Annotated in this window: 18 protein-coding genes; 7 read left to right on the forward strand and 11 right to left on the reverse strand. The window is 72.6% G+C overall.

Translation table 11 applies throughout. The features are described from left to right. Positions 1 to 126 precede the first annotated feature (126 nt). Positions 127 to 720, forward strand: coding sequence for a rhodanese-like domain-containing protein (locus ABZ459_RS49505; RefSeq protein WP_357987419.1), 594 nt, complete (start codon positions 127 to 129; stop codon positions 718 to 720). Positions 721 to 742: 22 nt separating this feature from the next. Here ABZ459_RS49505 and ABZ459_RS49510 read toward each other — a convergent pair whose 3' ends face one another. Further along, positions 743 to 1,378: a transcriptional regulator gene (locus tag ABZ459_RS49510; RefSeq protein ID WP_357987422.1), complete on the reverse strand. Its 636-nt coding sequence runs from the start codon at positions 1,376 to 1,378 to the stop codon at positions 743 to 745. Beyond that, a complete protein-coding gene (locus ABZ459_RS49515) occupies positions 1,375 to 1,770 on the reverse strand; it encodes a DNA-binding protein (RefSeq protein ID WP_357987425.1) in 396 nt (131 codons plus the stop codon). The genes ABZ459_RS49510 and ABZ459_RS49515 overlap by 4 nt, the downstream gene beginning before the upstream one ends. A gap of 58 nt (positions 1,771 to 1,828) precedes the next feature. Between ABZ459_RS49515 and ABZ459_RS49520 the strand changes: the two genes are divergently transcribed. Together ABZ459_RS49520 and ABZ459_RS49525 are read left to right on the forward strand one after the other, a co-directional pair. Continuing rightward, positions 1,829 to 3,097 carry a PEP/pyruvate-binding domain-containing protein gene (locus ABZ459_RS49520; RefSeq protein WP_357987428.1) on the forward strand — a complete coding sequence of 423 codons (1,269 nt, stop codon included), beginning with the start codon at positions 1,829 to 1,831 and terminating at the stop codon, positions 3,095 to 3,097. A 52-nt stretch (positions 3,098 to 3,149) separates the two neighbouring features. Further along, on the forward strand, positions 3,150 to 3,767 hold the full coding sequence (locus ABZ459_RS49525) for a histidine phosphatase family protein (RefSeq protein ID WP_357987431.1): 618 nt from the start codon (positions 3,150 to 3,152) through the stop codon (positions 3,765 to 3,767). Between the two features lie 16 nt (positions 3,768 to 3,783). On the opposite strand, the gene ABZ459_RS49530 is transcribed toward ABZ459_RS49525, so the two are convergent. Genes ABZ459_RS49530 through ABZ459_RS49550 form a run of 5 tightly spaced genes read right to left on the reverse strand, consistent with a single transcriptional unit; the run spans position 3,784 to position 13,287 of the window. After that, positions 3,784 to 6,879, reverse strand: a complete 3,096-nt coding sequence (locus ABZ459_RS49530; RefSeq protein WP_357987434.1) for a DUF5722 domain-containing protein — start codon at positions 6,877 to 6,879, stop codon at positions 3,784 to 3,786. A gap of 10 nt (positions 6,880 to 6,889) precedes the next feature. Next, positions 6,890 to 8,341, reverse strand: coding sequence for an extracellular solute-binding protein (locus tag ABZ459_RS49535; RefSeq protein ID WP_357987437.1), 1,452 nt, complete (start codon positions 8,339 to 8,341; stop codon positions 6,890 to 6,892). Between the two features lie 49 nt (positions 8,342 to 8,390). Further along, positions 8,391 to 9,215 (reverse strand): carbohydrate ABC transporter permease, encoded by an 825-nt coding sequence (locus ABZ459_RS49540; RefSeq protein ID WP_357987440.1) that lies wholly within the window; start codon positions 9,213 to 9,215, stop codon positions 8,391 to 8,393. After that, a complete protein-coding gene (locus tag ABZ459_RS49545; RefSeq protein ID WP_357987443.1) occupies positions 9,212 to 10,102 on the reverse strand; it encodes a sugar ABC transporter permease in 891 nt (296 codons plus the stop codon). Before ABZ459_RS49545 ends, ABZ459_RS49540 begins: the two co-directional genes overlap by 4 nt. A 5-nt stretch (positions 10,103 to 10,107) precedes the next feature. Further along, positions 10,108 to 13,287: a family 78 glycoside hydrolase catalytic domain gene (locus ABZ459_RS49550; RefSeq protein ID WP_357987446.1), complete on the reverse strand. Its 3,180-nt coding sequence runs from the start codon at positions 13,285 to 13,287 to the stop codon at positions 10,108 to 10,110. Positions 13,288 to 13,455: 168 nt separating this feature from the next. On the opposite strand from ABZ459_RS49550, the gene ABZ459_RS49555 reads away from it, so the two are divergent. Next, positions 13,456 to 14,493 (forward strand): LacI family DNA-binding transcriptional regulator, encoded by a 1,038-nt coding sequence (locus tag ABZ459_RS49555; RefSeq protein ID WP_357987449.1) that lies wholly within the window; start codon positions 13,456 to 13,458, stop codon positions 14,491 to 14,493. 89 nt (positions 14,494 to 14,582) lie between these two features. After that, positions 14,583 to 16,133: a DUF5722 domain-containing protein gene (locus ABZ459_RS49560; protein ID WP_357987452.1), complete on the forward strand. Its 1,551-nt coding sequence runs from the start codon at positions 14,583 to 14,585 to the stop codon at positions 16,131 to 16,133. A gap of 48 nt (positions 16,134 to 16,181) precedes the next feature. On the opposite strand, the gene ABZ459_RS49565 is transcribed toward ABZ459_RS49560, so the two are convergent. Next, positions 16,182 to 20,636, reverse strand: coding sequence for a ThuA domain-containing protein (locus ABZ459_RS49565; RefSeq protein ID WP_357987455.1), 4,455 nt, complete (start codon positions 20,634 to 20,636; stop codon positions 16,182 to 16,184). A 295-nt stretch (positions 20,637 to 20,931) separates the two neighbouring features. On the opposite strand from ABZ459_RS49565, the gene ABZ459_RS49570 reads away from it, so the two are divergent. Further along, positions 20,932 to 21,288 carry a nuclear transport factor 2 family protein gene (locus ABZ459_RS49570; protein ID WP_357987458.1) on the forward strand — a complete coding sequence of 119 codons (357 nt, stop codon included), beginning with the start codon at positions 20,932 to 20,934 and terminating at the stop codon, positions 21,286 to 21,288. Between the two features lie 77 nt (positions 21,289 to 21,365). On the opposite strand, the gene ABZ459_RS49575 is transcribed toward ABZ459_RS49570, so the two are convergent. The 3 genes from ABZ459_RS49575 to ABZ459_RS49585 form a co-directional block, all read right to left on the reverse strand. Further along, positions 21,366 to 21,659: a hypothetical protein gene (locus tag ABZ459_RS49575; RefSeq protein WP_357987461.1), complete on the reverse strand. Its 294-nt coding sequence runs from the start codon at positions 21,657 to 21,659 to the stop codon at positions 21,366 to 21,368. 501 nt (positions 21,660 to 22,160) lie between these two features. Then, on the reverse strand, positions 22,161 to 23,348 hold the full coding sequence (locus tag ABZ459_RS49580; protein WP_357987464.1) for an ROK family protein: 1,188 nt from the start codon (positions 23,346 to 23,348) through the stop codon (positions 22,161 to 22,163). A 113-nt stretch (positions 23,349 to 23,461) separates the two neighbouring features. After that, a complete protein-coding gene (locus tag ABZ459_RS49585; RefSeq protein ID WP_357987467.1) occupies positions 23,462 to 24,769 on the reverse strand; it encodes an ATP-binding protein in 1,308 nt (435 codons plus the stop codon). On the opposite strand from ABZ459_RS49585, the gene ABZ459_RS49590 reads away from it, so the two are divergent. After that, a complete protein-coding gene (locus ABZ459_RS49590) occupies positions 24,711 to 25,253 on the forward strand; it encodes a helix-turn-helix domain-containing protein (RefSeq protein WP_357987470.1) in 543 nt (180 codons plus the stop codon). The two genes, ABZ459_RS49585 and ABZ459_RS49590, sit on opposite strands and share 59 nt — an antisense overlap.

Raw genomic sequence — 25,253 nt, forward strand, 5'->3', positions numbered from 1 at the left:
CAAAACCCACAGCCCCTACGACCAGGCAACCGCCTGGTCGCACCGATCAAACGACCTCGCTGCTTGACAACAAACGTCCAGGGATGTCTGACCCGACCGATCCCGGACCTTCGACAAGGACATCGCATGACCACCGCCGACACCCCGCCGGCCCCCGCCACCGTCGACGCCGCCGCCCTGCGACGGCTGCTGGACGGCGGCGCCCCGCCCCAGATCATCGACGTGCGCACCCCCGGCGAGTTCGCCGCCGTGCACATCCCGGGCTCCCGCAACGTGCCGCTCGACCTGCTGCGCGCGCACCACACCACCCTGCGCCCCCTGCTGGACGAGCGCGCGGTGCTCGTCTGCCACGGCGGGCAGCGTGCCGGCCAGGCCGAACGCGTGCTGGCCGGGGCGGGCCTGCCCGGCCTGCGGGTGCTCACGGGCGGGATCAGCGGCTGGCAGGCCGCCGGAGCCCCGGTCGTCACGGGGACGCCGCGCTGGTCGCTGGAACGCCAGGTGCGGCTGGTGGCGGGCTCGATCGTGCTCGGCTCGGTGCTGATCAGCATGCGTCTTCCGCGGGCCAGGTGGATCGCCGCCGGCATCGGGGCCGGGCTGACCTTCGCCGCCGTGTCGGACACCTGCGCCATGGGCATGCTGCTGTCCAGGCTGCCCTACAACCGGGGCCCGCGCACCGACCTGCCCACAGTCCTGGACTCCCTGGGCGGCGGCCGGGGCTGACCTGACGGGACGCGCGCCGCGGTCAGGGGTGGGCGTGGCGGTCGAGGCCGAGGGTGGAGATCAGGTCCTCGTGCAGCTCGAACCAGACGCGGTGGCAGGAGTCGACGTCGGTGCGGTCGACCCAGGCGCCCTCCCCGTTGCGGGCGCGGGCCAGGGCCGCGGCGAAGCGCGTGTCGTACCCGCCGAACCGGGCCAGGACGCCGGTCAGCCGGTCGGCGAGCGGCTGGAGGGCGCGGCCCACGATGGTGAGCTCGTGCAGGATCCGGGCGTCCCAGGCGGGGTCGGAGTGGTCGTTGACGGCGAGCCGGTCGCGGCCGTCCGGGCGCAGCTGCCAGTCGGTGCACGCCTTGAGCAGCAGGGCGTTCAGCGGGAGGAACTCGCGGTAGACGTCGTGCACCTCCTCGACGCCGCCGGCCCGGTCGAGCTCGGCGGCCAGGCGCCGCTCGTCCTCGGCCCGGCCCGCCTCGGTGAGCGACCAGCCGCCGGTGCCGGCGAACTCCGAGCGGCTCACCCAGCCGCGCGCCTCGGCGTCGAGCAGCTCCTCCTCCGTCTCGGCCAGGCCGAGCGCGTACCGGCGGGCGAGCACCGGGGTGTCGGCGAAGCCGGTGACGCGTACGGCGTGCAGCACCAGCAGGTCCGGCGCGGAGCTCCTGGTCATGAGCCGGCCTCCTGACGGGTGGTCAGGCGGGTGAAGTGCTGCTGGCACGCCTGCGGTGAGTTGAACCCCATCGCCTCCGCCATCTGCGCCCAGGTCAGCCCGGCACTGCGGGCGGTGAACAGCAGGGCGGACTCGATCGCCTCGACCTCGGCGCGCGCGGCGGGCAGCAGGGCCAGCGCGCCCAGGATGTCCTCCGGCTCCAGGCCGGCGTTGCGCCAGACGGCGAACCGTGTCAGGTCGACCGCCGACGGCGGGACGGGCGGGGGCTGCCACGGGCGCGGGTCGAGCAGGTCGGCGCCCAGGGCCAGGAGCCGCCGCCGGGCCTCCTTCTCGCGCTGGGCCTGGAGCTGGTCCGCGTTCGTGGCCCGGACGGGGTCGTGGTTGCGTTGCATGCGGCACATGATTCACAATCGGCGGGACATCGTCAACATTTTGTTGAAGGGCGGGCGGATGATCGTACCCCTCGAGGAGGCCGCGGCCGACACCTGCGGGGGCAAGGGCGGCGCGCTCGGCGCGCTGCTGCGGGCGGGGCTGCCGGTCCCCGACGGCTTCGTGGTGCCGTTCGCCGTCTACCTCGCCGCGGTCCGCGGCGAGGCAGGTGGCGAGGCAGGTGGCGAGGCAGGCGGCGAGGCAGGCGGCCTCGACCTCGGGCGGCGCACCGCGGAACCGGACGACCCGGCCGTGGCTCGGCGGGCGATCGAGGCCCTCACGATCGACGCCGGGCTGGCCGCGGCGCTGGCGCGGGGGCTCGGCGCGCTCGGCGACCCGCCCGTGGCCGTGCGGTCGTCGGCGGCCGACGAGGACACCGGCCTGAGCTCGGCGGCCGGCCGGTACGAGAGCTTCCTCGCCGTGCGCGGGGCGGACGAGGTGGCCGAGGCCGTGCGCGCCTGCTGGGCGTCGCTGTTCTCGCCGCGCGCCGCCGTCGGCCCCCGGTCCGGCGAGGGCCCGGCGATGGCCGTGGTCGTCCAGCGCCACCTGGACGCCGAGGTGTCCGGGGTCATGTTCACCCCCGGCGGGCCGGGCGAGCCCACCGGGATCGAGGCGTCGTGGGGGCTCGGGCCCAGCGTCGTGGGCGGCACGGTCACCCCCGACTCCTACCGGGTCGCCGCGGACGGATCGGTCGTGCGCGCCGTGGCCGACAAACGCACCCGGCTCGACCGGGAGGGCGCGCGGCTCGTCGTGCGGAACGTGCCCGACGACGTCCGGGGGCGGCCGGCGATCGACGACGCGACCGCCGTGCGGCTCGCCGGGCTGGGCGCGCGGATCGCGGCCCTGCGCGGCGGCCCGCAGGACGTCGAGTGGGCCGTCGCGGGCGGCCGCGTCTGGATCCTGCAGGCCCGCCCGATCACCGCCGCTCCCCCGCCCGCCGGCGCGCCCGCCCCGGCCGCGGACGTGCCGGCCGGGGCGTTCGTCGGGACGCCGGGCAGCCGCGGAGCCGTGACCGGCACCGCGCGGATCGTGCGCGGGCCTGGCGACTTCGCCCGCGTGCTCCCGGGCGACGTGCTCGTCTGCCCCTTCACCGATCCGGCCTGGACGCCGCTGCTGCGCATCGCCGCCGGCGTCGTCACCGAGACCGGCGGCGTGCTCTCCCACGCCGCGATCGTGGCCCGCGAGCACGCCATCCCCGCCGTCCTCGGCGTCCCTGACGTGACCAGCAGGCTCCGGGACGGCGCGCTCGTCACCGTCAACGGCACCGCCGGTACCGTCACCACCACCTGACCGATGGAAAGGAGAGGGGAGCGGTCGCTGACCCGCCGCTCCCCGGCCACCCATGGCGATGCGACGCCTCTACCTGGCCCGCCACGGCGCGGCCGACGCGTTCGGACGACTCACCGACGCCGGGCGGCAGCAGGCGGCCCTGCTGGGCGAACGGCTGGCCGGGATGCCGATCGGCGCGGTGTGGCACTCCCCGCTGCCGCGTGCCGCCGAGAGCGCGCGCGAGCTCGCCCGGCACCTGCCCGGCGTGCCCGTGGCCGCGGCCGATGAGCTCGTCGACCACGTGCCGCACGTGCCCGCCCCCGCCGAGACGCCCGCGTCCTGGGCCGGCTACTTCGACGGCTTCGACCAGGCGGAGGCGGCGGCGGGCCACACGCTCGCCGAGGCCCTGGTCGCCCGGTTCGCCCAGGCCCCGGGCCGGCCGCCCTCCGGCGGTCCTCCGTCCGACGCGCACGAGGTGCTGGTGACGCACGCCGGTCAGATCGCGTGGCTGGTGCGGCACGCGCTGGACGCGCCGCCGCCCCGGTGGCTCGGCCTGAACAGCGCCAACACCGGCCTGACGATCATCGAGTACCGCACCGGCCTGCCGCCCACGATGGTGATGTTCAACGACCTGAGCCACCTCCCGTCCGGCCTGCGCTGGACCGGGTTCCCGCAGGACATGTGGCCGTGAGCGGCGGGCCGGGGCGTCAGGAGATGCTGCGTCCTTCCACCGCGTCGAGCACCAGCGGGCTGGGGCCGGGGTCGCCGCGTACGCCGAAGCCGTAGCGGTAGCCGGCCCTGACCTCCGGGTCCGACACCGCCGGGAGGTGTTCCAGCGTGGCCGCGGTCACCAGCTCCCAGCCGGAGCCGGTGTCGGCGTACATGGCGGCCCGCTCGCCCACCAGCGACAGCGCGAAGCGGCCGCCGTCGGGGACGGTGACGCCCTGCTTGACGCCGAAGACCGCGATCCCGCCCGGCACCTGTGGGCCGCGCACCTCGAACCCGGCGAACCCGTGGCTGTTGACGTAGAACGCCGCCACGTCCGTGCTGCCGTCCTTGACCAGGCCCGTGTAGACGGTGTCCATGTCGGTGGAGTCGCCCTGGAACTTCCTGATCGTGATCGCCGTGGCGAACGCCGGGTTGCGCGGCGAGACGCCCGACGACATCAGCCCGAACCAGGACGCCGACGGATGCCCGGCCGACAGCGCGCCGCCCGCGTACGTCACCTGCGGCAGCTCCTTGTCCTCCGGCTGGACCCGGTGGACCTGGTGGTCGCCGGCCTGGTCGAAGCCGTCGGCCAGCTCCTGGTTGGCGAAGGCGTCGGGGGCGGGCGGCACGTACGCGGCCTGCGGCGGCAGCCGGAACGTCACCCGCTCCGTGTGCCCCAGGTAGGACGCGCACACGACCGGATACTCCTGGTTCGCGGGTGCGTACGCCGTCAGCGTGGTCCCGTACGCGCGGCTCGCGCCCGTGCGCAGGCCGGTCACCGGCAGCGCGGGCGGATCGACGGCCACGCCGTCGCAGGCGGACAGGGTGACCCGGCCGGCCATCGGCAGCACGTCCCGGTTGGTGACGGTGAAGGTGACCTTCGAGCCGATCCGGCCGCGCTCGGCGGTGGACGCGCTCACCTCGACGTTGCGCCGGGCCAGGCCGGGCAGCGCCGCCGTGGCCAGGCTCAGCCGGTCGATGTCGTACGAGCCCGCCCAGTCGGAGCCGGCCGAGCCGCGGACCCACACCTTGACCCGGGAGATCGCGGCGCGCGCGGCCCAGCGGGACAGGTCCAGCGAGAGCCGGTTCCAGCCGAGCTCGGGGTCGATCGTGCCGACGCCCTCCGCGACCGCGCCGCCGCGCCCGTAGACGCGGACCTTGGCGGTGAAGACGTTGCCCGGCTTGAAACCGTCGTCGGCCTCGGCCGGCACCCGGATCGACACCGACAGCGACGGCGTGCGCGAGGCGTCGAGCGGCTTGCCGAACAGCACGTCGGCGCCCTTGTAGGACTTGGCGTACCGCGACCAGCCGGGCAGGTCGCGGTCGAAGCGCACGCGCAGCGCGTGCCCGCCGTCCACGGCCACCGGCTCCACGGCGGCGGCGTTGTCGGAGGGCCGCCAGCCGTCGGCGCCGGTCTCGAAGCCGGAGATCACCCGCTCGGCCACCGGCCTGGCGTCGAGCTGCGTGCCCACCACGGCGGGCGGCTTCCGGACGGCCAGCTTGCCCGGGTCGAAGCCGGGGATGACGTCCTTCCAGTCGGAGATGCCGATGATCTTCTTGGCGAACTCGGTCGCCTCCAGCGACCGGTCGGTGTCGATGGCGGCGAACACCTCGTGCAGGGGCTTGCGCTCCCCGGCGTTGGAGGGCGCGCTGTGCTCCTCGTCCCACGTCCACAGGCCGAGCCGCAGGCCGCCCTCCTGCTTGTGGTCGACGTGCCGGTGCAGGATGAAGGAGTCGATGCCGTCGGCGAAGGCGATCTTGTAGTACGCGTAGGCGTAGGCCGCGGCCTGCAGCTCCAGCTCCTTGGCGGAGTAGTCCTGGGAGTTCAGGCCCTGTTCGGAGAGGATCACCCGCCGCCGTTGCCCGTTGTAGGTGAGGTCGTCCTGGGCGAGGTAGCGCGGCAGCAGCTCGATGTTCTTGAACGTGATCCGCAGGGTGTCGAAGCCGTCCGTGGCGGTCCTGTCGTTCCAGAACGCCGGGTTGAACAGGTTCTCCGGGTAGGGGTGGTAGGCGATGTTCCAGTCGAAGTCGCCCTGGCGCTTGGTGAGGGCGTTGAGCCCGTCCACCACGTCGCGGCCCTTGTAGGTGTACTTCGGGTCGTCGTTGGCCGAGCCCGTCCAGAAGTGCGTCAGCGAGGTGTAGACGCGGGCGGCGGCGTCGGCCTTGCGCACGGCCTGCCAGGTCAGCCGCATGGCGCGGGAGTACTGGTCGAGGAAGACGTCGCGGTCCTGGCGGCCCATGTTGTACCAGAACTGCTGGGCGTCGATCTCGTTGCCGACGATCCAGCCCCACGCCCGGCCGTACCGGCCGTCAGGCCGGCTGTAGCGCTGGGCGAAGAACTCCATCGCGGCGGTGAAGTGCGCCTCGCCCTCGGCCGTCTTGGTGTTGAACGCGTACACCGTGCCCTTGCCCAGCTCGGCGTCGGGGTGGATGAGCGTGCGCGCGGCGGAGTTGGCTGCGCCGCTGTTGTAGACCAGCACGATCATGTTGACCAGGACGCCGTTGTCCGACAGCGGCTTGACCTGGGCGTCGAGCCCGGCGACGGCGCCGCGGTCGAAGTAGTACGTTCTGCCCTGCGAGACGAACTCGATGGTGTTGCCCGGGGCGCCCGGCCCGGCCGTCATGACCGAGTCGAGTGCCAGGTTGATGCCGGCGTGCTGGACGCCGATCTCCTCGGCGTCGTCCGTCATCTGGACTTGTAACCCCTTTTTGCCCGACATTTCGGGATAGGGGGCTTGGTTGGCCGACGCGAAGCTCAGCTCGTCGGCGTAGTGCACCTCCCCCAGCGGGCCGTCCGCGCCCACCGCGAGGAACTTGTCGTAGAGCCGGTCCTGGTCACCGTCCATCCGGGGCACCTCGACGCGGAACGGGCCCGCCTCGACGGTCGCGACCGGCTGCTCCCCCGCGGGCGAGTCCTGCCAGGTGTCCAGAGCGTACAACTCGGCCCGGCCCGGGGCGACGCCGGTGACGGTGACCGTGTCCCCGCCGACCTCGACGCCGCTCACCCCGCCGGCCGCCGCCGCGCGCGCGGGCAGGGCCTGCGCCGGAAGGGCAAGCATCGGGACGGCCAGCGCCAGAGCCATCAACAACCGCATGTCATTCCTCCTACTTGGCCCAGTCCTCGTCGCCCCAGGCGTTCTTCTTGATCCCGGCCTCGATGCCGCGCTTCCACCACTTGTCCAGGTCGGTCAGTTCCTCCTCCAGGGAGCGCCGGCCGAGCAGGTACCCGTCGAAGACGTCGCGGAAGGAGGTCCCCTCCGGGCCGCCCGGCAGGGCCACCACCCGGAACGGCTTGCCCCACTCGCCCTCCAGCAGCCCGGCGGTCTCGGCCGACGGCTCGACGCCCTCGACGGCGGGCAGGCCGCCGGTCGCGTCCAGCCAGGGCTTGATCGCCGGCGAGCTCATGTACTGCAGGAACTTGACCGCCGCCGCGTACTTCTCGCCCTTGACGGTGGAGGGGATCATGTAGCTGGTGCCGCCGATCGAGGCGCCGTAGCGGGCCGGGGCCTCCGACGACAGCGGCGTGCTGGCCTTGGTGATGGTGGGGAACGGCATCGTGCCGAGGGCGAACTTCGCGTCCGCCTTCAGCGCCTCGACGGCGAAGTCGGTGCCCCACGACATGGCGGCCTTGCCCGAGACGAAGTCGCGGTAGCCCACGGTCGCGCCGCCGTCGGCGACGCCCGTCCAGTTGGGGGTGCCGCAGTCGAAGAACTCCTTGTAGATCTTCAGAGACTCGGCGACCTCGGGCGTCCTGGTGGTGAGCGTGCCCTCCTTGATGACCCTGCTCATCGACTTCTCGGTCACGGTCGGCGCCTTGCCCGGCTTGCCGGTGGCGTCGAAGAGGTTCCAGTCGTCGTGGTACTTGTCGATGAGCTGGGTGCTGACCGCCTCCCACGTCCAGCCGGCGGCCAGGCCGCCCTTGTCGAGGGCGACGGGGTCGAAGCCGGCCGCCTTGAGCTTCCCGCAGGCGCTCCTGAAGTCCTCCCAGGTGGCGGGGGGCTGGTCGATGCCCGCCTTGGCGAAGGCGTCCTTGTTGTAGAACAGGCCGATGGCGACCAGGTTGAAGGGGATGTACTCCAGCTTGCCGCTCTCCTTGCTCAGCGCCTTGGAGACGGCGGGGCCGTAGTACTCCTTCCTGAACACGTCGATCCAGCGCTGGTTGCCCGGCACGTACGGGTTGGGCTTCTGCAGTTCGGCGTCGAGCGCGTGCACCTCGTGCGCCTTGTGCGGCGGCTGGTTGAAGACCAGTTCGGGCGCGGTGCCGGCGGCGAGCTGGGTGGTGATCGTCTGCATGAAGCCGTCGAGGGGCAGCACCTGCGTCCTGACCTCGATGCCGGGCTCGCGCTTCTCGAAGGCGCCGACCAGCGCCTCCCAGGCCGGTCCGAAGCTGCTGCCGCTGGCGTTCCACTGGTTGGGGCCGGCCAGCGTGATCGTCACCTTGCCGCCGCCGTCCTGGGCGGACGTGCCGCCGGTGCCGAGCAGGCCGCAGCCTGTCAGCGCGAGCAGCGCGGCCAGTGCGGCCGGGGCCGCGAGCCCGCTCTTGGGGGGTGTTCTCATCGGGGTACGGGTCCTTTCCTTATTGATACGTTTCAATCGCGGCGCCGGCTCACTTGCCGGACACGATGCCGCCCTGGATGCCCGCCAGGAACCACTTGGACAGGAACGTGAACAGCACCACCAGCGGCAGGCTGGCCAGGACGTAGCCGGCGAACAGCGGGCCCCACTGCTGCGCGTTCTGGTTGGCGAAGAAGGCCAGCCCCGCGGGGATGGTCCGGTAGGCATCGGTCTGCACGGTGAGCAGCGGCCAGAAGTAGTCGTTCCACACGCCCAGCACCGTCATCAGCGCCACCGTGCCGATGACCGGCCGGGCCAGCGGCAGCATGAAGGCCAGGAACAGCCGGACGCCGCCCGCCCCGTCCACCCGCGCCGCCTCGAAGATCTCCTCGGGGATCTGCGCCATGTACGTGCGCATGACGACGATCCCGAAGACCGTGTTCGCCGTGACGTGCGGAATGATCAGCACCAGCCGGCTGTCCAGGATGCCGAGGTCGCGCATCAGCACGAACAGCGGGATCAGGCTGGTGATCGAGGGCACCATGAGCAGCGCCGCGACCAGCCCGAACAGCGCGTTGCGCCCCGGGAAGCGGTAGCGGGCGAACACGAACGCCGCCGCCGGGGCCAGCAGCATCGTGCCGCCGATGGCCAGCGCCGCCACCACGAACGAGGTGAACAGGTACGGGCTGACCTGCTCCCAGGCCGCCGCGTAGTTGTCCAGGTGCACCGGCCAGGCCGGGGACCAGTAGCTGCCGAAGAACTGCTCGTTGTCCTTGACCGACGCGGCCAGCATGAACAGGTAAGGGAACAGCCCGGCGAAGGCCAGCACCGCCAGCACGCCGCCGGCCACCAGGTCGGTCCTGCGGGTCCGGCTCACGATGCCGACCTCCTGCCGAGCGCCAGCGCGACCAGGCTCACGCCGAGCGTCAGGGCGAACAGCACGGTGCCGAGCGCGGCCGCGTACCCCCAGCTCGTGTCCACGAAGGCGGCGTCGAGCATGCGCAGCACCGGCACCTGCGTGGCGTTGTCGGGGCCGCCCTTGGTCATGATGTGGGCCTGCATGCCGTACTGGAGCACCGAGATCACCGCCAGCACCAGCAGCAGCTTGACGTCGCGGAACATCATCGGCAGGTCGATGCTCCAGAAGCGGCGCAGCCGGCCGGCGCCGTCCACCTCGGCGGCCTGGTAGATCTCGGCCGGCACGTTCTGCAGCGCCGACAGGAAGACCAGGAACGGCAAACTGGCCACCCACGGGAAGCCGATCGTCATCAGCGCGGCGAGCGCCGTAGCGGGGTCGCCGATCCAGTTGCCCGCCAGCCCGTCCAGGCCGAGCGCGCGCAGCAGGCTGTTGACGACGCCGTCGCGCGGGTCGTACATGAACTGCCACAGCAGCACGTTGACCACGGCGGGGAAGGCCAGCGGCAGGATGAGCAGGGTGCGGAAGACGAACCGCAGCCGCTCGCTGGACAGCGACATCACCAGCTCGGAGGCCAGCAGCGGGAACACCCACATGAGCGTGACGGCCCAGACGAAGATGATCCCGGCGTTGCGGAAGGAGGCCCACCACAGGTCGTCGCCGAGCATCGTGAGGTAGTTGTCCAGGCCGACGAACGGCGAGCCGAAGCCGGGCCGCCACTCGTACAGCGAGTGCAGCATGCCGTTGAGCGCCGGGTAGTAGGCGAACGCCGCGAGCAGGGCGAAGGTGGGAAGGAGGACGAGGTAGACGCCCCACGGGATCCGGCGGCGCGCTTTTGTGCTGGTCACGATCGTCAATGCCTCTCAGCGGTGGTGCGGAACGCGTACGAGCCCGAGCCGACCCGGTAGACCGCGGCCCCGTCGTCGAGGCGGTCGAAGGTCACGCCCTCCGCCTCGGCCGCCGGCCGGCCGCCCTCGGTCACCCGCTCCGGCGGCGCGGGCACGTGCACCTCGGCGCGGGTGTTGGGCGGCACGACGACGTCCAGGGCGAGGCAGCCGTCCGTCAGCCGCCAGGAGATCTCCACCTGGCCGTGCCGGGTGCGGTGGGCGGTCCGCGCCCAGCCGATCCCGCCGCCGGGGCGCGGGCGAACGACGATGTCGGCGTAGCCGGGTGAGCCGGGGGCCAGGCCGCCGACCGTCCGGTACATCCAGTCGCCGACGGCGCCGTAGGCGTAGTGGTTGAAGGAGTTCATGCCGGGGTCCTGCAGCCCGCGGTGGTGGCTCCAGGAGTCCCAGCGCTCCCACATGGTCGTCGCGTCGCCGTGCACGACCGGGTAGAGCCAGGACGGGAAGGTGTCCTGCGTCAGCAGCCGGTAGGCCACGTCCAGCCGTCCGGTCGAGGTGAGCGCGTCCAGCAGGTACGGCGTGCCGAGGAACCCGGTCGACAGGTGGCCGCCGCGCGCCTCGACGTCGCCGGCCAGCCGGGCCGCGGCCCTGGGCAGCTCGTGCTCCTCCAGCAGCCCGGCGGTGACGGCCAGCACGTACGCGGTCTGCGTGCCGCTCGCCACCACGCCGGGGCCCTCGACGAAGGCCGCGCGGAAGGCCCGGCGCACCCGTTCGTACAGCTCCAGGCAGGAGCGCTCGTCGGCGTCGCGGCCGAGCGCGGCGGCGAGCCCGGCCAGCTGCCGGGCCGACAGCGCGAAGATCGCGGTGCCGACGAGCCGTTTGGGGGTCTCGGCGCCGATCGACAACCAGTCGCCGAACCCCTCGTCGGGGAAGATCCCGTTCTCCGAGCGCCGGTCCAGGTAGGCCAGCCAGCGCAGCATCGGCTGGAAGCAGGCGGCGACCACGCGGGCGTCGCCGCGCAGGCGGTGCAGCGCCCACGGCAGCATGACCAGCGCGTCGCCCCAGCCGGGCGAGCCGGCCTCCTTGGGGTTGGGCGACAGGCCGCGGCCCGACAGCACGTCGGGCACCACGTGCGTGACCGCGCCGTCGTCGCCCTGGGCGTCGACCACGTCGGTCAGCCAGCTCCGCAGGAACGCGGCGGCGTCGTAGTTGAACAGGGCGGTCGGGGCGAAGGCCCAGATGTCGCCGGTCCAGCCGAGCCGCTCGTCCCGCTGCGGGCAGTCGGTGGGGACGGCCAGGAAGTTGCCGCGCTGTCCCCACACGATGTTGCGCTGCAACCGGTCGAGCCGCTCGTCGGAGCAGGTGAACTCGCCGGCCGGCTCCATCGCGGCGTGGGCCACCCTGGCCGTGATCGACTCGGGGGCCGCGCGCAGGCCCGACACCTCGGCGTACCGGAAGCCGTGGAAGGTGAACCTCGGCTCGAACGTCTCGGCCTGCTCGCCGCGGGGCAGGAACTCGTCCGTGGCGCGGGCCGAGCGCAGGTTGGCCAGGTGCAGCCCGCCCTCGTGGTCGAGGACCTCGGCGTGCCGCAGCACCACCGGGCGGTCGCGGCCGGCGCGGCCGGTGAGCCGGACCCAGCCGACCAGGTTCTGGCCGAAGTCGGCGATCCACACGCCGGGCCGGTGCTCCCACACCCGCACCGGCTCCACCTCCTCGTGCACCCGGATCGGCGGCGCGACGGAGGCGGTCACCCGGCCCGCGGGCGGGCTCACCGGCACCACGGGCGCCCAGCCGGAGTCGTCGAACCCGGCGGCCGTCCAGCCGAGCGGCTCGGCCGCCAGGTCCTGCCGCTCGCCGTTCTGCAGGTCGGCGTAGCGGATCGCGCCGGAGCCGGCGCGCCAGTCGGCGTCGGTGCGCAGCCGGGTGCGGGTGCCGTCCTCGTGCAGGATCTCCAGCTCGGCGCGGAAGGCCAGGCGGCGGCCGTACTGGAAGGAGCCGAACCAGCTGATGTTGCCGGCGTACCAGCCGTCGGCCAGGACCGCGCCGATCGTGTTGCGCCCCTCCGACACCAGCGCCGTCACGTCGTAGGTCTGGTACGTGACGCGGTGGCGGTAGTCGGTCCAGCCGGGGGCCAGGTGGTCGGCGCCGACCCGGGCGCCGTTGAGGTGGATCTCGTAGACGCCGAGCGCGGTGGCGTACAGCCTGGCCCGGCGCACCGGCGACGGCACGCCGAACTCGCGCCGCAGGTACGGGCTGGGCCGGTCGCCGACCGGTTCGCGGCCCAGCGGCGGGTCGCCGTGCAGCCCGACCTCCTCGGCCAGCCGCCAGCCCGAGTCGTCGAAGCCGGGCTGCTCGAAGCCCTCGCCCGGCCGGTCCTCGGCCCGCCACCGGCCGCCGGAGGTGACGGTCACCGTGCTCTCGCCCGCTACCGGGACGAGCTGCGGCAGCGCGGGCCGCCCCTCGACCACGACCTCCAGCCGCACGCACAGCCCCGGCCCGGCGGCCCTGATCGCGAGCACGTTCTCGCCCGAGGCCACCAGGTCGCCCGCGTCGGCCACGAACGCGCCCTCCCGCCGCTCCCCCGCGACCCGCACCCCGTTGACGTACGCCTCGACCGCCTCGACCGACTCGGTCTCGGCTCCGCCGCCGATCACCAGCCACGCCGACAGCGGCCTGGCCCCGCCCGGCACCGAGAACCGCGTCCGGAACGCCCCGGTCGGCGACCCGGACGGGCCGAGCGGGCCGGCGACCCAGATGCGCGGCACGTTCTCCAGCGACGGCAGCCGCTCGGAGCCGGGCACCATGGGGGTGCCGATCCAGCCCGCCATCCAGCCGCCGGCCTCGCCGAGCCCGGTCTCGAACCAGTGCGCGGGGCTCCAGCCGGACCATTCGCCGTGCTCGTCGGCCACCTTGACCCGCCACTGGTAGCGCGTCCTCGGCCGCAGCCCGGCGCCGCCGTACCGGACGTCGAAGGTCGCGGCCGAGGCCACCACGCCGCTGTCCCAGACGGTTTCGGCCCCCTCGTCGGCCGGATCGCCCTCCCGGGCCACGACCAGCCGGTACGCGCTCTGCGCCCGTCCACGCCCGGCCCCGGTGATCCGCCAGGAGAACTCCGGCGCGTCCACGTCGAGGCCCAGTGGTTCGGCCAGTCCTTCGACGCGCAGGTCGGTCACGGCGAGATGCGACAAGGGAGCTCCCGGCTAGTTGAAACATTTCAAACAATGCGCACCGTAGGCATCGCGAGGTACTTCCGTCAATGCCCCGGATCCAGATGTACAGCGCGGGATCGTTTGGCTGAAACATTTCAACAAGTAGACTGGCCCTCTCTGCCAGGTGACCAGAAGGGCTGTCCACCGGTGACCGACATCCACAAGCCGGCCGAGCGCCGCCGGCTCAGCATGGTCGACGTCGCGGCTCATGCCGGCGTGTCCGTGGGAACGGTCTCCAACGTGCTCAACCGGCCCGAGCTGGTGGCCGAGCGCACGTTGCGCCGGGTGCGCGCCTCCATCAAGGCGCTCGGCTTCGTGCCCAGCGCGCCGGCCCGGCAGCTTCGCGGCGGCTCCGGCCGCTCGGTGGGCGTCATGGTGCGCGACATCGGCAACCCGTTCTTCAGCGAGGTGCTGCCGGGCATCGAGACCCGGCTGTCGCAGGAGCAGCTGCTCCTGGTGCTGTGCAGCTCCGGCGACTCGGCCGAGAAGGAGGCCCACTACCTGCAGATCCTGGAGCAGCACCGGGTGCCGGGCATCCTCATCACGCCCGCCGGGCCCGACATCTCCCACCTGGTGGAGCTGCGCAGGCGCGGCGTCGGCATGGTGCTGCTCGACCGGCCGGGCGCCGACGCCCAGCTCTGCGCAGTGGCGGTCGACAACGTCAGGGGCGGCGAGCTGGCCGGCGCCCACCTGCTCGCGCTCGGCCACCGGCGCATCGCCTTCCTCAACGGGCCGCCGATCGTGCGCCAGTGCGCCGACCGGCGCGAGGGGCTGGCCAGGGCGGTGCGGGCCGCCGGGCTCGATCCCGACGAGGTGATCAGCGAGGTCACGCTGCCCGCGCTGACGCCGCGCGAGGGCGAGGCGGCGCTGGAGCGGCTGCCCGCGCGCAAGGGGCCGACGGCGCTGTTCTGCGTCAACGACACGGTGGCGCTGGGCGCGCTGCGCGGGCTGGAGCGGCGCGGCGTGCGCGTCCCGCACGACATGGCGGTCATGGGCTACGACGACGTCGAGTTCGCCGAGCTGCTGTCGCCGTCGCTGACCTCGGTCCGCCAGCCCAAGCACCAGCTCGGCCAGGCGGCCGCGGAGCTGCTGCTCACCGACGCCCGGGGTGATGCCAACCACTGGCACCAGGAGATCGTCTTCCAGCCGGAACTCATGGTCAGGGCGTCGACCGTTCCCCAGTGACGTTTCAAGCCGGCCAGCCGCAGGAAATCGGGTCTTGCCTGGCTGCCTTCTGGGCCTCATTGTTGAGACGTTTAAATCCAGGAGGTCCCATGGGTTGGGTTGCCCGTATCGCCGCCGTCCTCTTACTTCTCCTTCCCGCGGCGCCGGCCGTCGCGGCCGCCGCTCTGCCGTACCCGGTCAGGTCCGACTACCGCATCAAGGGCCTGCAACCGGACTTCTGGCCCGACAAGAACGAGATCGCCGGCAACAACGCCGGCGGCGTCGCCATGAACCTCATCTGGGCCGACTGGGAGCCCAGCGTGAAGACGCCGCCGTGCGCGGCGGGCGCGCAGGAGTTCGGCGGGCGCTGCTTCACCGTCGCCTCGGCCGTCGACGCCGCCGTCAAGGACTGGACCGCCCGCGGTCTCGTCGTCACCGCCGTCGTCTACGGCACCCCGGCCTGGGCCCGCGGGGCCCGTCCCTGCACGCCCGCCGCCCCCGGGTTCGAGAAGTTCTGCGTCCCCGACGACCCCGCCGACTACGGCCGCTTCGCCGGCATGCTGGCCCAGCGCTACGACGGGCAGCACGGCAACGGCCGCATCGCGGACTTCGTCGTCATGAACGAGGTCAACAGCAACACCTGGTTCGACATCGGCTGCGGCCAGGGCACGGCCTGCGGCACGACCGCCTGGCTGGACGCGATCGCCGCGAACTACAACGCCGCCTACGACGCCGTCATGGCCCAGCAGCCCACCGCGAAGGTGCTCACCTCGCTCGACCACCACTTCGGCACCGCCTACGACCAGCCGGCCGCCTCCGACGCGCTGTTGTCGGGCATGACCGTGCTCAAGGGCCTGGCGGCGCGGGCCGGCAACCGGGCCTGGCGGGTCGCCTACCACCCCTACCCGCCGAATCTGCTGGCGCCGCAGTTCTCCGCCGACGACTTCCCGAAGGTCACCTACGGCAACATCGGCGTGCTGGTCGGCTGGCTGCGCCAGCAGTTCCCGAACACGCCGTCGGCCTGGCAGGTGCAGCTCACCGAGAGCGGCGTGAACTCGCTGTCGCCCTCGTCGGAGGCCGCGCAGGCGTCGCAGTTGTGCAACTCCTTCCGCAACGTCCTCGGCACGCCGGGCATCGAGAGCTACGTCTGGCACCGCATGAGCGACCATCCGGACGAGACGGCCGCCGGCCTGGGCGTAGGGCTGCGCCGTACCGACGGCTCGGCCAAGCCGGCCTGGGCCACGTGGGCGCTGGCCAACCGGAACGACCTGTCGCCCCCGCAGTTGTCGTGCGGCTTCGAGCTGCTGCCCCACACCCAGCTCCGCCGCGGCTACCAGTCGAGCAAGGGGCACGTGGCCAGCTCCCGGCTGCTGCCGCCCGGCTTCACCCAGGAACGCGTGTGGAAGCTGCTGCGCAACCAGGCGGCCGGCACCGTGCCCCTGTACGAGTGCAAGGTCGGCGCGCACACCATGCTCACCCGCGACCCCGGCTGCGAGGGGCAGTTCCCGATGGGCCCGGTCGGGCACGTCTACACCAGCCAGGTGCCCGGATCGGTCGCGCTGCACCGGTGCCGGGCCGCGAGCGGCGACCACCTGGTCACGGACCAGGCGGGCTGCGAGGGCCTGATCCACGAGCAGGTCCTCGGCTACGCGCTGCCCTGACCCCGGCCGGGCCGGCGGCCGTCCGCGTGGCGGCCACCGGCCCGGCGGCTACCGGGCCCGCTTCGCCGGCGTCCTGGCCGCGCCGCGGACGAGGGTGAAGTCGTCGACGTCGAAGTTCGCGCCGGTGAACACCAGGTACAGCCGGGCCGCGCCGGAGGGCACGCCGGTCAGCGCCGTGGAGACGTCGGCGTAGGACTGCCAGCCGCCGGTGTTCGGCACGGTGACGGCGCCGAGCACCGGCCCGGCCGGCGAGCCGGTGCGGATCTCGAAGCCGCCCGACGGCCCCGGCGAGGCCACCCGCGCCCGGAACGCGGTGACCCCGGTGAGGTCCACGTCGTAGGCCGCCCAGTCACCCGGGTTGACGTAGCCGAGCACGGTGCCGCCGTGCGCGGGCGCGTGCGGGTAGGTGGCCACGCCGGACGCCTGCGCCCAGGTCTCGGCCTGGACGACGGAGTCCCCGGCGGGCGGCCCGAGCTCCTTGATCCGGATGTTGCGGAAGGACACCTCGTCACCGTCCCCGTGGTTCTGGATGCCGATGTGCCCGTTCTTCAGGGAGCGGGCCGGGTCGGTGTTGGTGAAGTCGTTGATCTTCACGCCGTTGAGCAGGACCTGGAGACGTTCGCCCTCGACCCGGATCTCGTAGGTGTTCCACTCCCCCGGCGGGTTCAGCGCGGCGTCGCGGGCGGCGATGTCGGCGGCCTTGAAGCCGTAGACCGAGCCGGTGGTCCGGTCCGGGGAGTCGGTGGCGTCGATCTGGATCTCGTAGCCGTTGTTCACCGCCGAGGCCGGGTCGGTCGAGGGCGGGAAGCCGACGAAGACGCCGGAGTTGTCGTCACCGGCCGGCTTCCAGTCCAGCTTGAGCGAGTAGGAGGTGGCGTACTCCTTGGCCTTGTACCAGAGCAGGCCCATCCCGCCCTGCGAGGTCAGCGTGCCGCCGGCGTTGGCGAACCCGCCCGGCCCCGCCTGCTCCCAGCCGGTGGTCGAGCCGTTGTAGAGGGTGGTGTAGCCGGTCTCCGGTCGGCAGTCGGCCTTCGCCTGGCCGGTGGCGTAGGCCAAGCCGCCGCGCAGGTGCTGCCGGAAGGCGGGCTCGGCGAAGGACTCCGCGGTGTGCCCGCCGCCGGTGTAGAAGGAACGCCCCCCGTCGTACGGCTTGCACCAGGCGATCGGGTGGTCGGCGCCCATCGTGCCGCCCGAGTACGTCGACTCGTCCAGGGTGGCCAGCACGTGGGCGCCGGTCCTGGCGTTGGTCCGGTAGTCGTACCACTCGTCCGTCCGCGGCCAGGTGGCGTCGAGGTGGGCGGTCGCCGGGTGCGCGCGGTCCTCGACCTTGACCGTCGCCTTCTGCACCGCCGGGTGGGCGGCGAACCAGGCGCCGACGAGGCCGCCGTACCACGGCCAGTCGTACTCGGTGTCGGCCGCCGCGTGGACCCCGGCGTAGCCGCCGCCCGCCTTGACGTAGCCCTCGAACGCGGCCTGCTGCGCGGCGTCGAGCACGTCACCGGTGGTGTTGAGGAAGACGACCGCCTTGTACGCGGCCAGGTTCGCCGTGGTGAACGCGGCCGGGTCCTCGGTGGCGGTCACGCCGAAGCCGAGATCCCTGATCGCCTGGACGCCCGCCGCGATCGAGTCGTGCCGGAACCCCGCCGTACGGGAGAAGACCAGGACGGCGGGGCCGCCGGCGGAGGGGGTCGCCGTGGTGAACCTCTGGGCCGTGCCGCCGTTGCACGTCCTGATGACGAGCTGGGCCGGGTCGGTGGCGTCGAGGCACTTGCCGAGCGCCTTGAGCGCGCCGCCCTCGGCGGTCCACTTCTGCGCGCCCGTGCCGTTGCAGGTCCAGATCTGCACCTTGGTGCCGTCGGCGCTGTTGGCCCCGGCCACGTCGAGGCACTTGCCGAGCGCCTTGACGGTCTGGCCGTCGATGGCCCAGTTCTGGGCGTTCGTACCATTGCAGGAGTAGAGCTGCACCTTGGTGCCGTCGGCGCTGTTGGCGCCCGCGACGTCCACGCACCTGCCGTCGGCGGCGCGGATCGGGCCGACCGCCATCGCCTCCTTGGCCAGGGTGAAGTCGTCGAGGTCGAACAGCGCCCCGGCGCCCCCGGTGAAGACCAGGTAGAGCGTGGTGGACGCGGCGGTCGCGCCGGTCAGCGGGGCCTGCACGTCGGTGAAGGTCTCCCAGCCGCCCGTCACCGGGACGGCGGCCTTGCCGAGCAGCGGTCCGGTGGGCGAGCCCGTGCGTACCTCGATGGAGCCGCCGGCGCCGCCCGAGGAGACCCGCGCCCGGAACGTCCTGGCGTCGTCGAGCCGGTAGGGGATGAAGGCGATCCAGTCGCCGTTGTGCACGTCGCCGACCGTCCTGCCGCCGTGCGCGGCCGCCTTGGAGATCTGCGAGACGCCGGACATCGTCGCGTAGTGCTCGGCCTGGCGGTGGCGTGGCTGCAGGACGTGCTGGGTGTGGGTGGTCAGCCCGCCCTTGTCGGTGTACTCGGCGTCGAAGACGGCGAAGATGTTGGCCGCGTCGTCGTGTTCGCCGTCGGCCGGGATCGTCAGCTCGCCCGCGCAGCCGTTCTTCGAGGTGATCTGGTGGCCGTGGCTGTCGTGGCCGAGCACGTACGTCATCCGCACCTTGGCGCAGTCGATCTGGGTGTCCTCGGGGTCGGTCACCCCGATGGTGAAGGGCACGGTGTCGCCCCAGGTGAACAGCGTCCCGGGGGCGGGCGTGCCGATGGTCACGGTGGGAGCGGTGTTGCCGGCCGTGATGACCACGCCGGCTGTTCCGGCGTTGCCCTGGGGGTCGCGCACGGTGAGCGTGGCGGTGAACTCGCCCTCCGTGGTGTAGGTCTTGGTGGGGTTCGGGGCGGTGGAGGTGGTGCCGTCGCCGAAGTTCCAGGCGTAGGTCAGCGTGCCGCCCTCGGGGTCGGCGGAGCCGGCGCTGGAGAAGGCCACGGTGAGCGGGAGTTTCCCGGACGTCCGGTCGGCCTTGGCGACCGCGACCGGCGAGCGGTTCCGGTCCTTGATGTACTCGACGCGGTAGAGGGCGGAGTTGGCGTCGCCGCCGAAGTAGCCCGAGCCGTAGTCGAGGACGTAGAGCGCGCCGTCGGGTCCGAAGGCCAGGTCCATCACCTGCGTGCCGGTCCAGGGGAAGGCGGCGATCTCGCCGCGCGTGCCGTCGGCGGCCACGTCGATCGCCTTGATCCACTTGCGGCCGAACTCGCCGGCGAAGAAGTGCCCGTCGAGGTCCTGGGGGAACTTGACGGCGGAGTCGAGCGCGGCGTCGTAGCGGTAGATCGGGCCGCCCATCGGCGACTCCGAGCCGCTGCCGAACTCGGGCGGCGAGCCGGCGTCGCCGCCGTACCTGATCCAGGCGGGCTTGGCGGGCGGGAGCTTGGCCAGGCCGGTGTTGCGCGGCGAGTCGTTGGCCGGACCGCCCGTGGCGCAGTCGTACTTCTGGCCCGAGGGGCCCGAGGGGAAGGTGTAGTCGTTGTAGGTCTCGGCCAGGGTGTTGGTCCCGGTGCAGTACGGCCAGCCGTAGTTGCCGGGGCCGGTGACGCGGTCGAACTCGACCTGTCCGGCGGGCCCGCGGGCCGGGTCGGTGCTGCCGGCGTCGGGGCCGTAGTCGCCGACGTAAATCACGCCGGTGGCCTTGTCCACGGTCATCCTGAACGGGTTGCGGAAGCCCATGGCGTAGATCTCGGGCCTGGTCCGCGCGGTGCCCGGCGGGAAGAGGTTGCCCGCGGGGATCGTGTAGGTGCCGTCCGCGGGGTTCACCTTGATGCGCAGGATCTTGCCGCGCAGGTCGTTGGTGTTGCCGGCGCTGCGCTGGGCGTCGTAGACGGGGTTGCGGTCGGGGCGCTCGTCGATGGGGGCGTAGCCGGCCGAGTCGAAGGGGTTGGAGTCGTCGCCGGTGGACAGGTAGAGGTTGCCCTGGGCGTCGAAGTCCATGTCGCCGCCGACGTGGCAGCACATGCCGCGGTCGGCGGCCACGTCGAGCACCGTCCGCTGCGAGGCGGTGTCGAGCGTCCAGTCGGGCCTGAGGGTGAACCGGGCCAGGCGGTTGACGCCCTGCCAGGCCGACCAGTCGGCGCCGGTCGCGGGCGCGTCGCCGGACGGCGTGCTCAGGCGGGGGGCGTAGTAGAGGTAGATGGTCCGGTTGGCGGCGAAGCCGGGGTCCACGGCGACGCCCTGGAGGCCCTCCTCGTCGTGGGTGTAGACGGGCAGCGCCCCGACCACGGTGGTCAGCCCCTGGGCGTCGGTGCGGCGCAGCGTCCCGTCGCGCGCGGTGTGCAGCACCGACAGGTCGGGCAGCACGGCCATGGTCATCGGCTCGCCCATCTCGGCGACGCCCTTGGCCAGCTCGACGCGCTGGTAGTCGGCGGGGTCGATGGCGGCGTGGGCGCGGGCGGGCGGGGCGGCCACGGTGAGCACGACCGCGCTCGACATGGCCAGGAGGACGGCGCCGGCGCGCGCCGTCCATCGGGAGACACGGGTGGACCTGCTGGGGGGCATCGCGGAGGTTCCCTTTCCGTGGGGGGTGGACCGGGAAGGAGGGTTCCATTGGCGGGCGATCGAAGAACCTTTGTAGATCGCGACAGTAGATCTGACTTTTGATGATTGTCAACGAAAGTCTGTTAAGACCTAGACGAAACGAATTCGGCCCGTGGCCGGAACGCTCGCGATCGGCAGTAGGCGCAGCGCTGCACTCCGGCGGACGGTCGAGTCGGCGACCAGGCGATCATCGCGGACATGTCCGCCGTAGGGTGGGCGCAACATCACAGCGGAACCGGATGGGAGCACAACGGTGATGAACGAAGCCGTCGCCACAACCTCCAAGCAGGTTGTGGAACGCTATTTCGACATGTGGAACACCGGCGATGTCTCCGCCGCCCCCGACATCCTCAGCGAAGGCTGGATCGACCACGCCCACCCCGAGGTGGTCGGCCCAGCAGGCGTGCAACGGGCGATTGAGCAGATCAAGGCGGCGCAGCCAGACCTTCACTTCCACATTGAACGCATCCTTGCTGACGCTGATCGGATCGCAGCCATTGGCAGCGTTCATCAAGGACAGGACCTCAATACGCCGGGGACGGATCTGATCTGGCTGGCTCGGGTGGCGAATGGACAGATGGCCGAAATGTGGACATATCGCAACACCACCTGACGATCTAACCGTCGCGAGTCCGGAAAGCGATCTTTGAATCGTCCCGATCCCGCAGGTCAGCATCACTCGTGGACACCTCAGCCACGACGGCGAGCAGCATGGCCGACCGCTCGGCTGGGGTGTCCCAGTCGAGCGTCCTCGTTGAAGCCGCGCTGCCACGGGCCGGCCGGGTCGCAGAAGTGGACGGGCATGTCGGCGGCGACGGAGAACTCGGAGCGGCGGCCCATCTCGCTGCCCTGATCCCAGGTCAGGGAGCGCCTGAGATGCACCGGCAGCCTCGCGACGGAGTCCAGCAGGGCATCGCGCATACTGAGCCCAGTGTGGTCGTGCGGCAGATGGACCTCGGCGGGCCGCTCACTGATCATGACCATCGGGGTGCTGTAGCGGCGCCGGCGCTGGTGGTCCTGGACGTAGGTCCGAACTCCGGGTTCGGCCCGATCTTGCTGGGATTGGGGCGGGGCCGGCGCGCGTCAGCTCGGGCCTGAGCCGCTGCGGCCGGTACTGGCCGGTGGTGGGGTGCCGGTTGTGGCGGATCTCCCGGCTGAGGGTGGAGGGCGCACGGCCCGGGTTCCCGGGCAATCTCGCGGATCGAGACCTTCTCCCGCACCCGGTCGGCGATATGGACGCGTTCGTCTTCCCGCAGGTAGCGGGACACGCCAGACGGAGGTCCCGCCGGTCGTCTGACCGGCGGGACTTTCCGGCACGCTTCCATGCTGCTGAAGCCTTGATCCATGAGGCGGGAGCATGCCTCCCGCTCACGGGTCGGCTTCCTGCGGCCCTGTGGCGTTCGGATCTTGCGGACCTCGAACTCCTCCGTCGCACTCCCCAGGCTGGGATGTTGCGCGGGCCGGCGGGGCGCTTCGCGGACGAGGTCAGCCGGCCAGGGCGCTGTCGACCGCCTCCGGGGCCAGGACGTGCTCCAGCACCATGACGGCCGCCCCGATGACGCCCGCCCGGTCGCCCAGCTCGCTGACCTGGATGCGCAGGTGCTGGGTGGCCAGCGGCAGCGAGCGCTTGTAGATGGCCTCGCGCACGCCCGCGAGCAGGTGTTCACCGGCGTCGGCCAGGTCGCCGCCGATCACGATCGCGGCCGGGTTGAAGAAGTTCACGATGGTGGCCAGCACGTCGCCGATCTCGCGCCCGGCCTGGCGGACGAGCTGGGCCGCGTCGCGGTTGCCGGCGCGCAGCAGCGCGACGACGTCCCGGCCGCCCGCGGCGGGCACGCCGGTCGCCGAGATGCGGGCCGCCAGCGCCGCCCCGCCCGCCAGGGCCTCCAGGCAGCCCACGTTGCCGCAGTGGCACAGCACGCCGTCGTCGGCGGTGGCGACGCGGATGTGGCCGATGTCGCCGGCCGCGCCCTGCGCGCCCCGGTGGAGGCGGCCGTCGGAGATCACGCCGCAGCCGATGCCGGTGCCGATCTTGACGAAGACGAGCTGGCCGGTCGCCTGCCGCCCGGCACGCTGCTCGCCGAGCGCCATGATGTTGACGTCGTTGTCCACGAAGACCGGCACGCCCAGCCGCTCCCCCAGCCACTCCGGCACCGGGAAGCGGTCCCAGCCCGGCATGAGGGGCGGGTTGACCGGGCGCCCCGTCGGGTACTCGACCGGGCCCGGCAGGCCGATGCCCGCCCCGCACACGTCGGCCAGGTCGCGCCCGCTCTCGTCGAGCAGGTCGGTGAACGTGTGCGCGAGCCGCCCGAGCGCCGCCTCGGGGCCCTGGCCGATCGGCGCGTCGGCGGTGCGCTCGGCCAGCACCGTGCCGCCGAGGTCGGTGATCGCGACCCGTTCGTGCGTGACGCCCAGGTCGGCGGCCAGGACGAGCCGGGCGGTGCGGTTGAAGGCGAACATGGCCGCGGGCCGCCCGCCCGAGGAGATGGCCTCGTCGGCGGGCAGCACCCAGCGGTGGCGGAGCAGCGCGTCGAGGCGCAGGGACACGGTGGACCGGGCCAGGCCGGTGAGCTGGACCAGCTCGGTCCGGGTGCGCGGAGGCCCTTCCCGCAGCAGGGAGAGCAGCGCGCCGGCCCCCGCCGTCGCGCCGTTGAGCGTGTCCAGAGTCAACACCAGCCTCTCCGCCGATGACGGCAGCCACTTCAGAGGAGCCCAAGTCTATCTTCGCCGACTGGCGCACGACTTATGGCTGAGCATCGACATAAGCCCGTCGATCCCGAGGACGATCACGTCGCCAGCGGGAGCCTCAGGACGAAGCGGGCGCCGCCCGGGTGGTCGGCCACGAAGAGGTCGCCCCCGTAGGCGTGGGCGATCTCGCGGGCGATCGGCAGGCCGAAGCCGGAGCCGCCCGCGTCCAGTGAACGTGCCTGCTCCTGCCGGTACAGCCGGTGGAAGATGCGCTCCCGCTCCTCGGCCGGGATGCCGGGCCCGTCGTCGATGACCTCCAGGACCGCGTACGGCGGCGCGGCGGCGACCACGAACTCGATCCTGCTGCTGGTGTGCCGCTCGGCGTTGGCCACCAGGTTGGACAGCAGCCGGGCCAGCCGCACCCGCGAGGCGCGGACCACCACGTCCTCCTCCAGCCGGGTGAGGACGGACGCGCTCGGCGGATGGGCGTCCAGCTCCTCCACCACCAGGCGGGCCAGATCGACGAGGTCGGCGCCCGGCGGCGGGGCCGTGTAGAGGCGGGCCAGGGCGAGCAGGTCGCCGACGATGTCGTTGAGCCGCTCGGCGTCCCGGTGCAGGCTGCGCAGGGTCCGGCGGAGGTCGGCGCCGGGGTCGGACAGGGCCTCCTCCAGCTCGGTCAGCAGGCCGGTGATGGGGTTGCGCAGGTCGTGGGCGGCGTCGAAGACGAACCGCTGCTGGTGCTCGATCGTCTCGTGCAGCATGGAGACCTTCTGCTGCTCCTGGCGGTAGGCCTGGTGGAGCAGCGCGTCCGGCTTCAGGGGTCCGGAGACGCGGCCGTCGGGACGGGTGGCGAGCCGGGGTTCGAGCGACCCGGTGACGTCCCCGAAGACGACGACGATCTCCTTCACCTCGCCCGACGGGTCGAGCACCGGGGCGTTCGCCAGACGCCAGTGGCGCCGGCCGGGCGGATCCCAGTCCTCCCGCAGCAGCGGCACGACGTCGCCGGTGGCGGTGGCGGCCACCCGCTCCAGCGAGGCGCGCACCTTCGCCGCCCCCGACCCGCTCAGATCGGCGAGCACCGGGGCCGCGCCGAGCAGGGCCCGGCCGACGACCTCCGCCCGGTCCTGGCCGGTCATCCGCAGGTAGGCGTCGTTGACGGCGAGCACGACCTGGCCCCGGGTGAGCAGCATGCAGGGACACGGCAGCGCCTCGAACGCCGCCTGATATCCGACCGCCGCTCCCATCACCGGGTCCCCCTCAGGCGCCACATACCCCCGCAAGGCCGCTGACATGCGGAAATGCCCCGTTCTTGTCATTCTCATTCTCGATAATGATAACGTGTGACGTGTGACGACCTCGACAGAGCGCTGGGCCGAGCTGGCGCTGCATCCCGTGCGCATCCGCATCCTGCGCGCCGTCGCGGGGGGCCGCCGTACGCCCTCCGACCTGGCGGGCCTGCTGCCCGACGTGCCGCAGGCGACGCTCTACCGGCAGATCGCGACGCTGGCCAAGGCCGGGATGCTGGAGGTGGTCGAGGAGCACAAGGTCGGCGGCGCGACCGAACGGGTCTACGCGGTGCCCGAGGGCGGCCTGACGCCGTCCGCCGAGGCGTTGGCGGCGGCGTCGGCGGAGGACCACGCGCGGTACTTCACCGCGTTCGCCGGCAGCCTGCTGTCGGAGTTCGCGCGCTACCTCGACCGGGAGCGCGTCGATCTGGCCGCCGACGGCGCCGGATACCAGCAGGTGGTCCTGCACCTGGACGACGAGGAGTTCGTCGCCTTCGCCACGGGGTTCGCCGAGCTGGTGCGGCCCCTGCTGGCGAACGAGCCGGGAGGGGGGCGTACGCCGCGCTTGCTGGCGACGGTCCTGCTCCCCCTGAAGGAAGGCTGA

It is taken from the genome of Nonomuraea sp. NPDC005692 (assembly GCF_040631115.1).
Taxonomy (GTDB): Bacteria; Actinomycetota; Actinomycetes; order Streptosporangiales; family Streptosporangiaceae; genus Nonomuraea.

What these genes read in the sequence shown, in the direction of transcription:
- ABZ459_RS49530 (WP_357987434.1), bottom strand. Translation starts at nt 6,879, where the DNA reads ATGCGGTTGTTGATGGCTCTGGCGCTGGCCGTCCCGATGCTTGCCCTT.
- ABZ459_RS49565 (WP_357987455.1), bottom strand. Translation starts at nt 20,636, where the DNA reads ATGCCCCCCAGCAGGTCCACCCGTGTCTCCCGATGGACGGCGCGCGCC.
- ABZ459_RS49535 (WP_357987437.1), bottom strand. Translation starts at nt 8,341, where the DNA reads ATGAGAACACCCCCCAAGAGCGGGCTCGCGGCCCCGGCCGCACTGGCC.
- ABZ459_RS49510 (WP_357987422.1), bottom strand. Translation starts at nt 1,378, where the DNA reads ATGACCAGGAGCTCCGCGCCGGACCTGCTGGTGCTGCACGCCGTACGC.
- ABZ459_RS49560 (WP_357987452.1), top strand. Translation starts at nt 14,583, where the DNA reads ATGGGTTGGGTTGCCCGTATCGCCGCCGTCCTCTTACTTCTCCTTCCC.
- ABZ459_RS49520 (WP_357987428.1), top strand. Translation starts at nt 1,829, where the DNA reads ATGATCGTACCCCTCGAGGAGGCCGCGGCCGACACCTGCGGGGGCAAG.
- ABZ459_RS49525 (WP_357987431.1), top strand. Translation starts at nt 3,150, where the DNA reads ATGGCGATGCGACGCCTCTACCTGGCCCGCCACGGCGCGGCCGACGCG.
- ABZ459_RS49570 (WP_357987458.1), top strand. Translation starts at nt 20,932, where the DNA reads ATGAACGAAGCCGTCGCCACAACCTCCAAGCAGGTTGTGGAACGCTAT.
- ABZ459_RS49585 (WP_357987467.1), bottom strand. Translation starts at nt 24,769, where the DNA reads ATGCGGATGCGCACGGGATGCAGCGCCAGCTCGGCCCAGCGCTCTGTC.
- ABZ459_RS49515 (WP_357987425.1), bottom strand. Translation starts at nt 1,770, where the DNA reads ATGCAACGCAACCACGACCCCGTCCGGGCCACGAACGCGGACCAGCTC.
- ABZ459_RS49575 (WP_357987461.1), bottom strand. Translation starts at nt 21,659, where the DNA reads ATGGTCATGATCAGTGAGCGGCCCGCCGAGGTCCATCTGCCGCACGAC.
- ABZ459_RS49505 (WP_357987419.1), top strand. Translation starts at nt 127, where the DNA reads ATGACCACCGCCGACACCCCGCCGGCCCCCGCCACCGTCGACGCCGCC.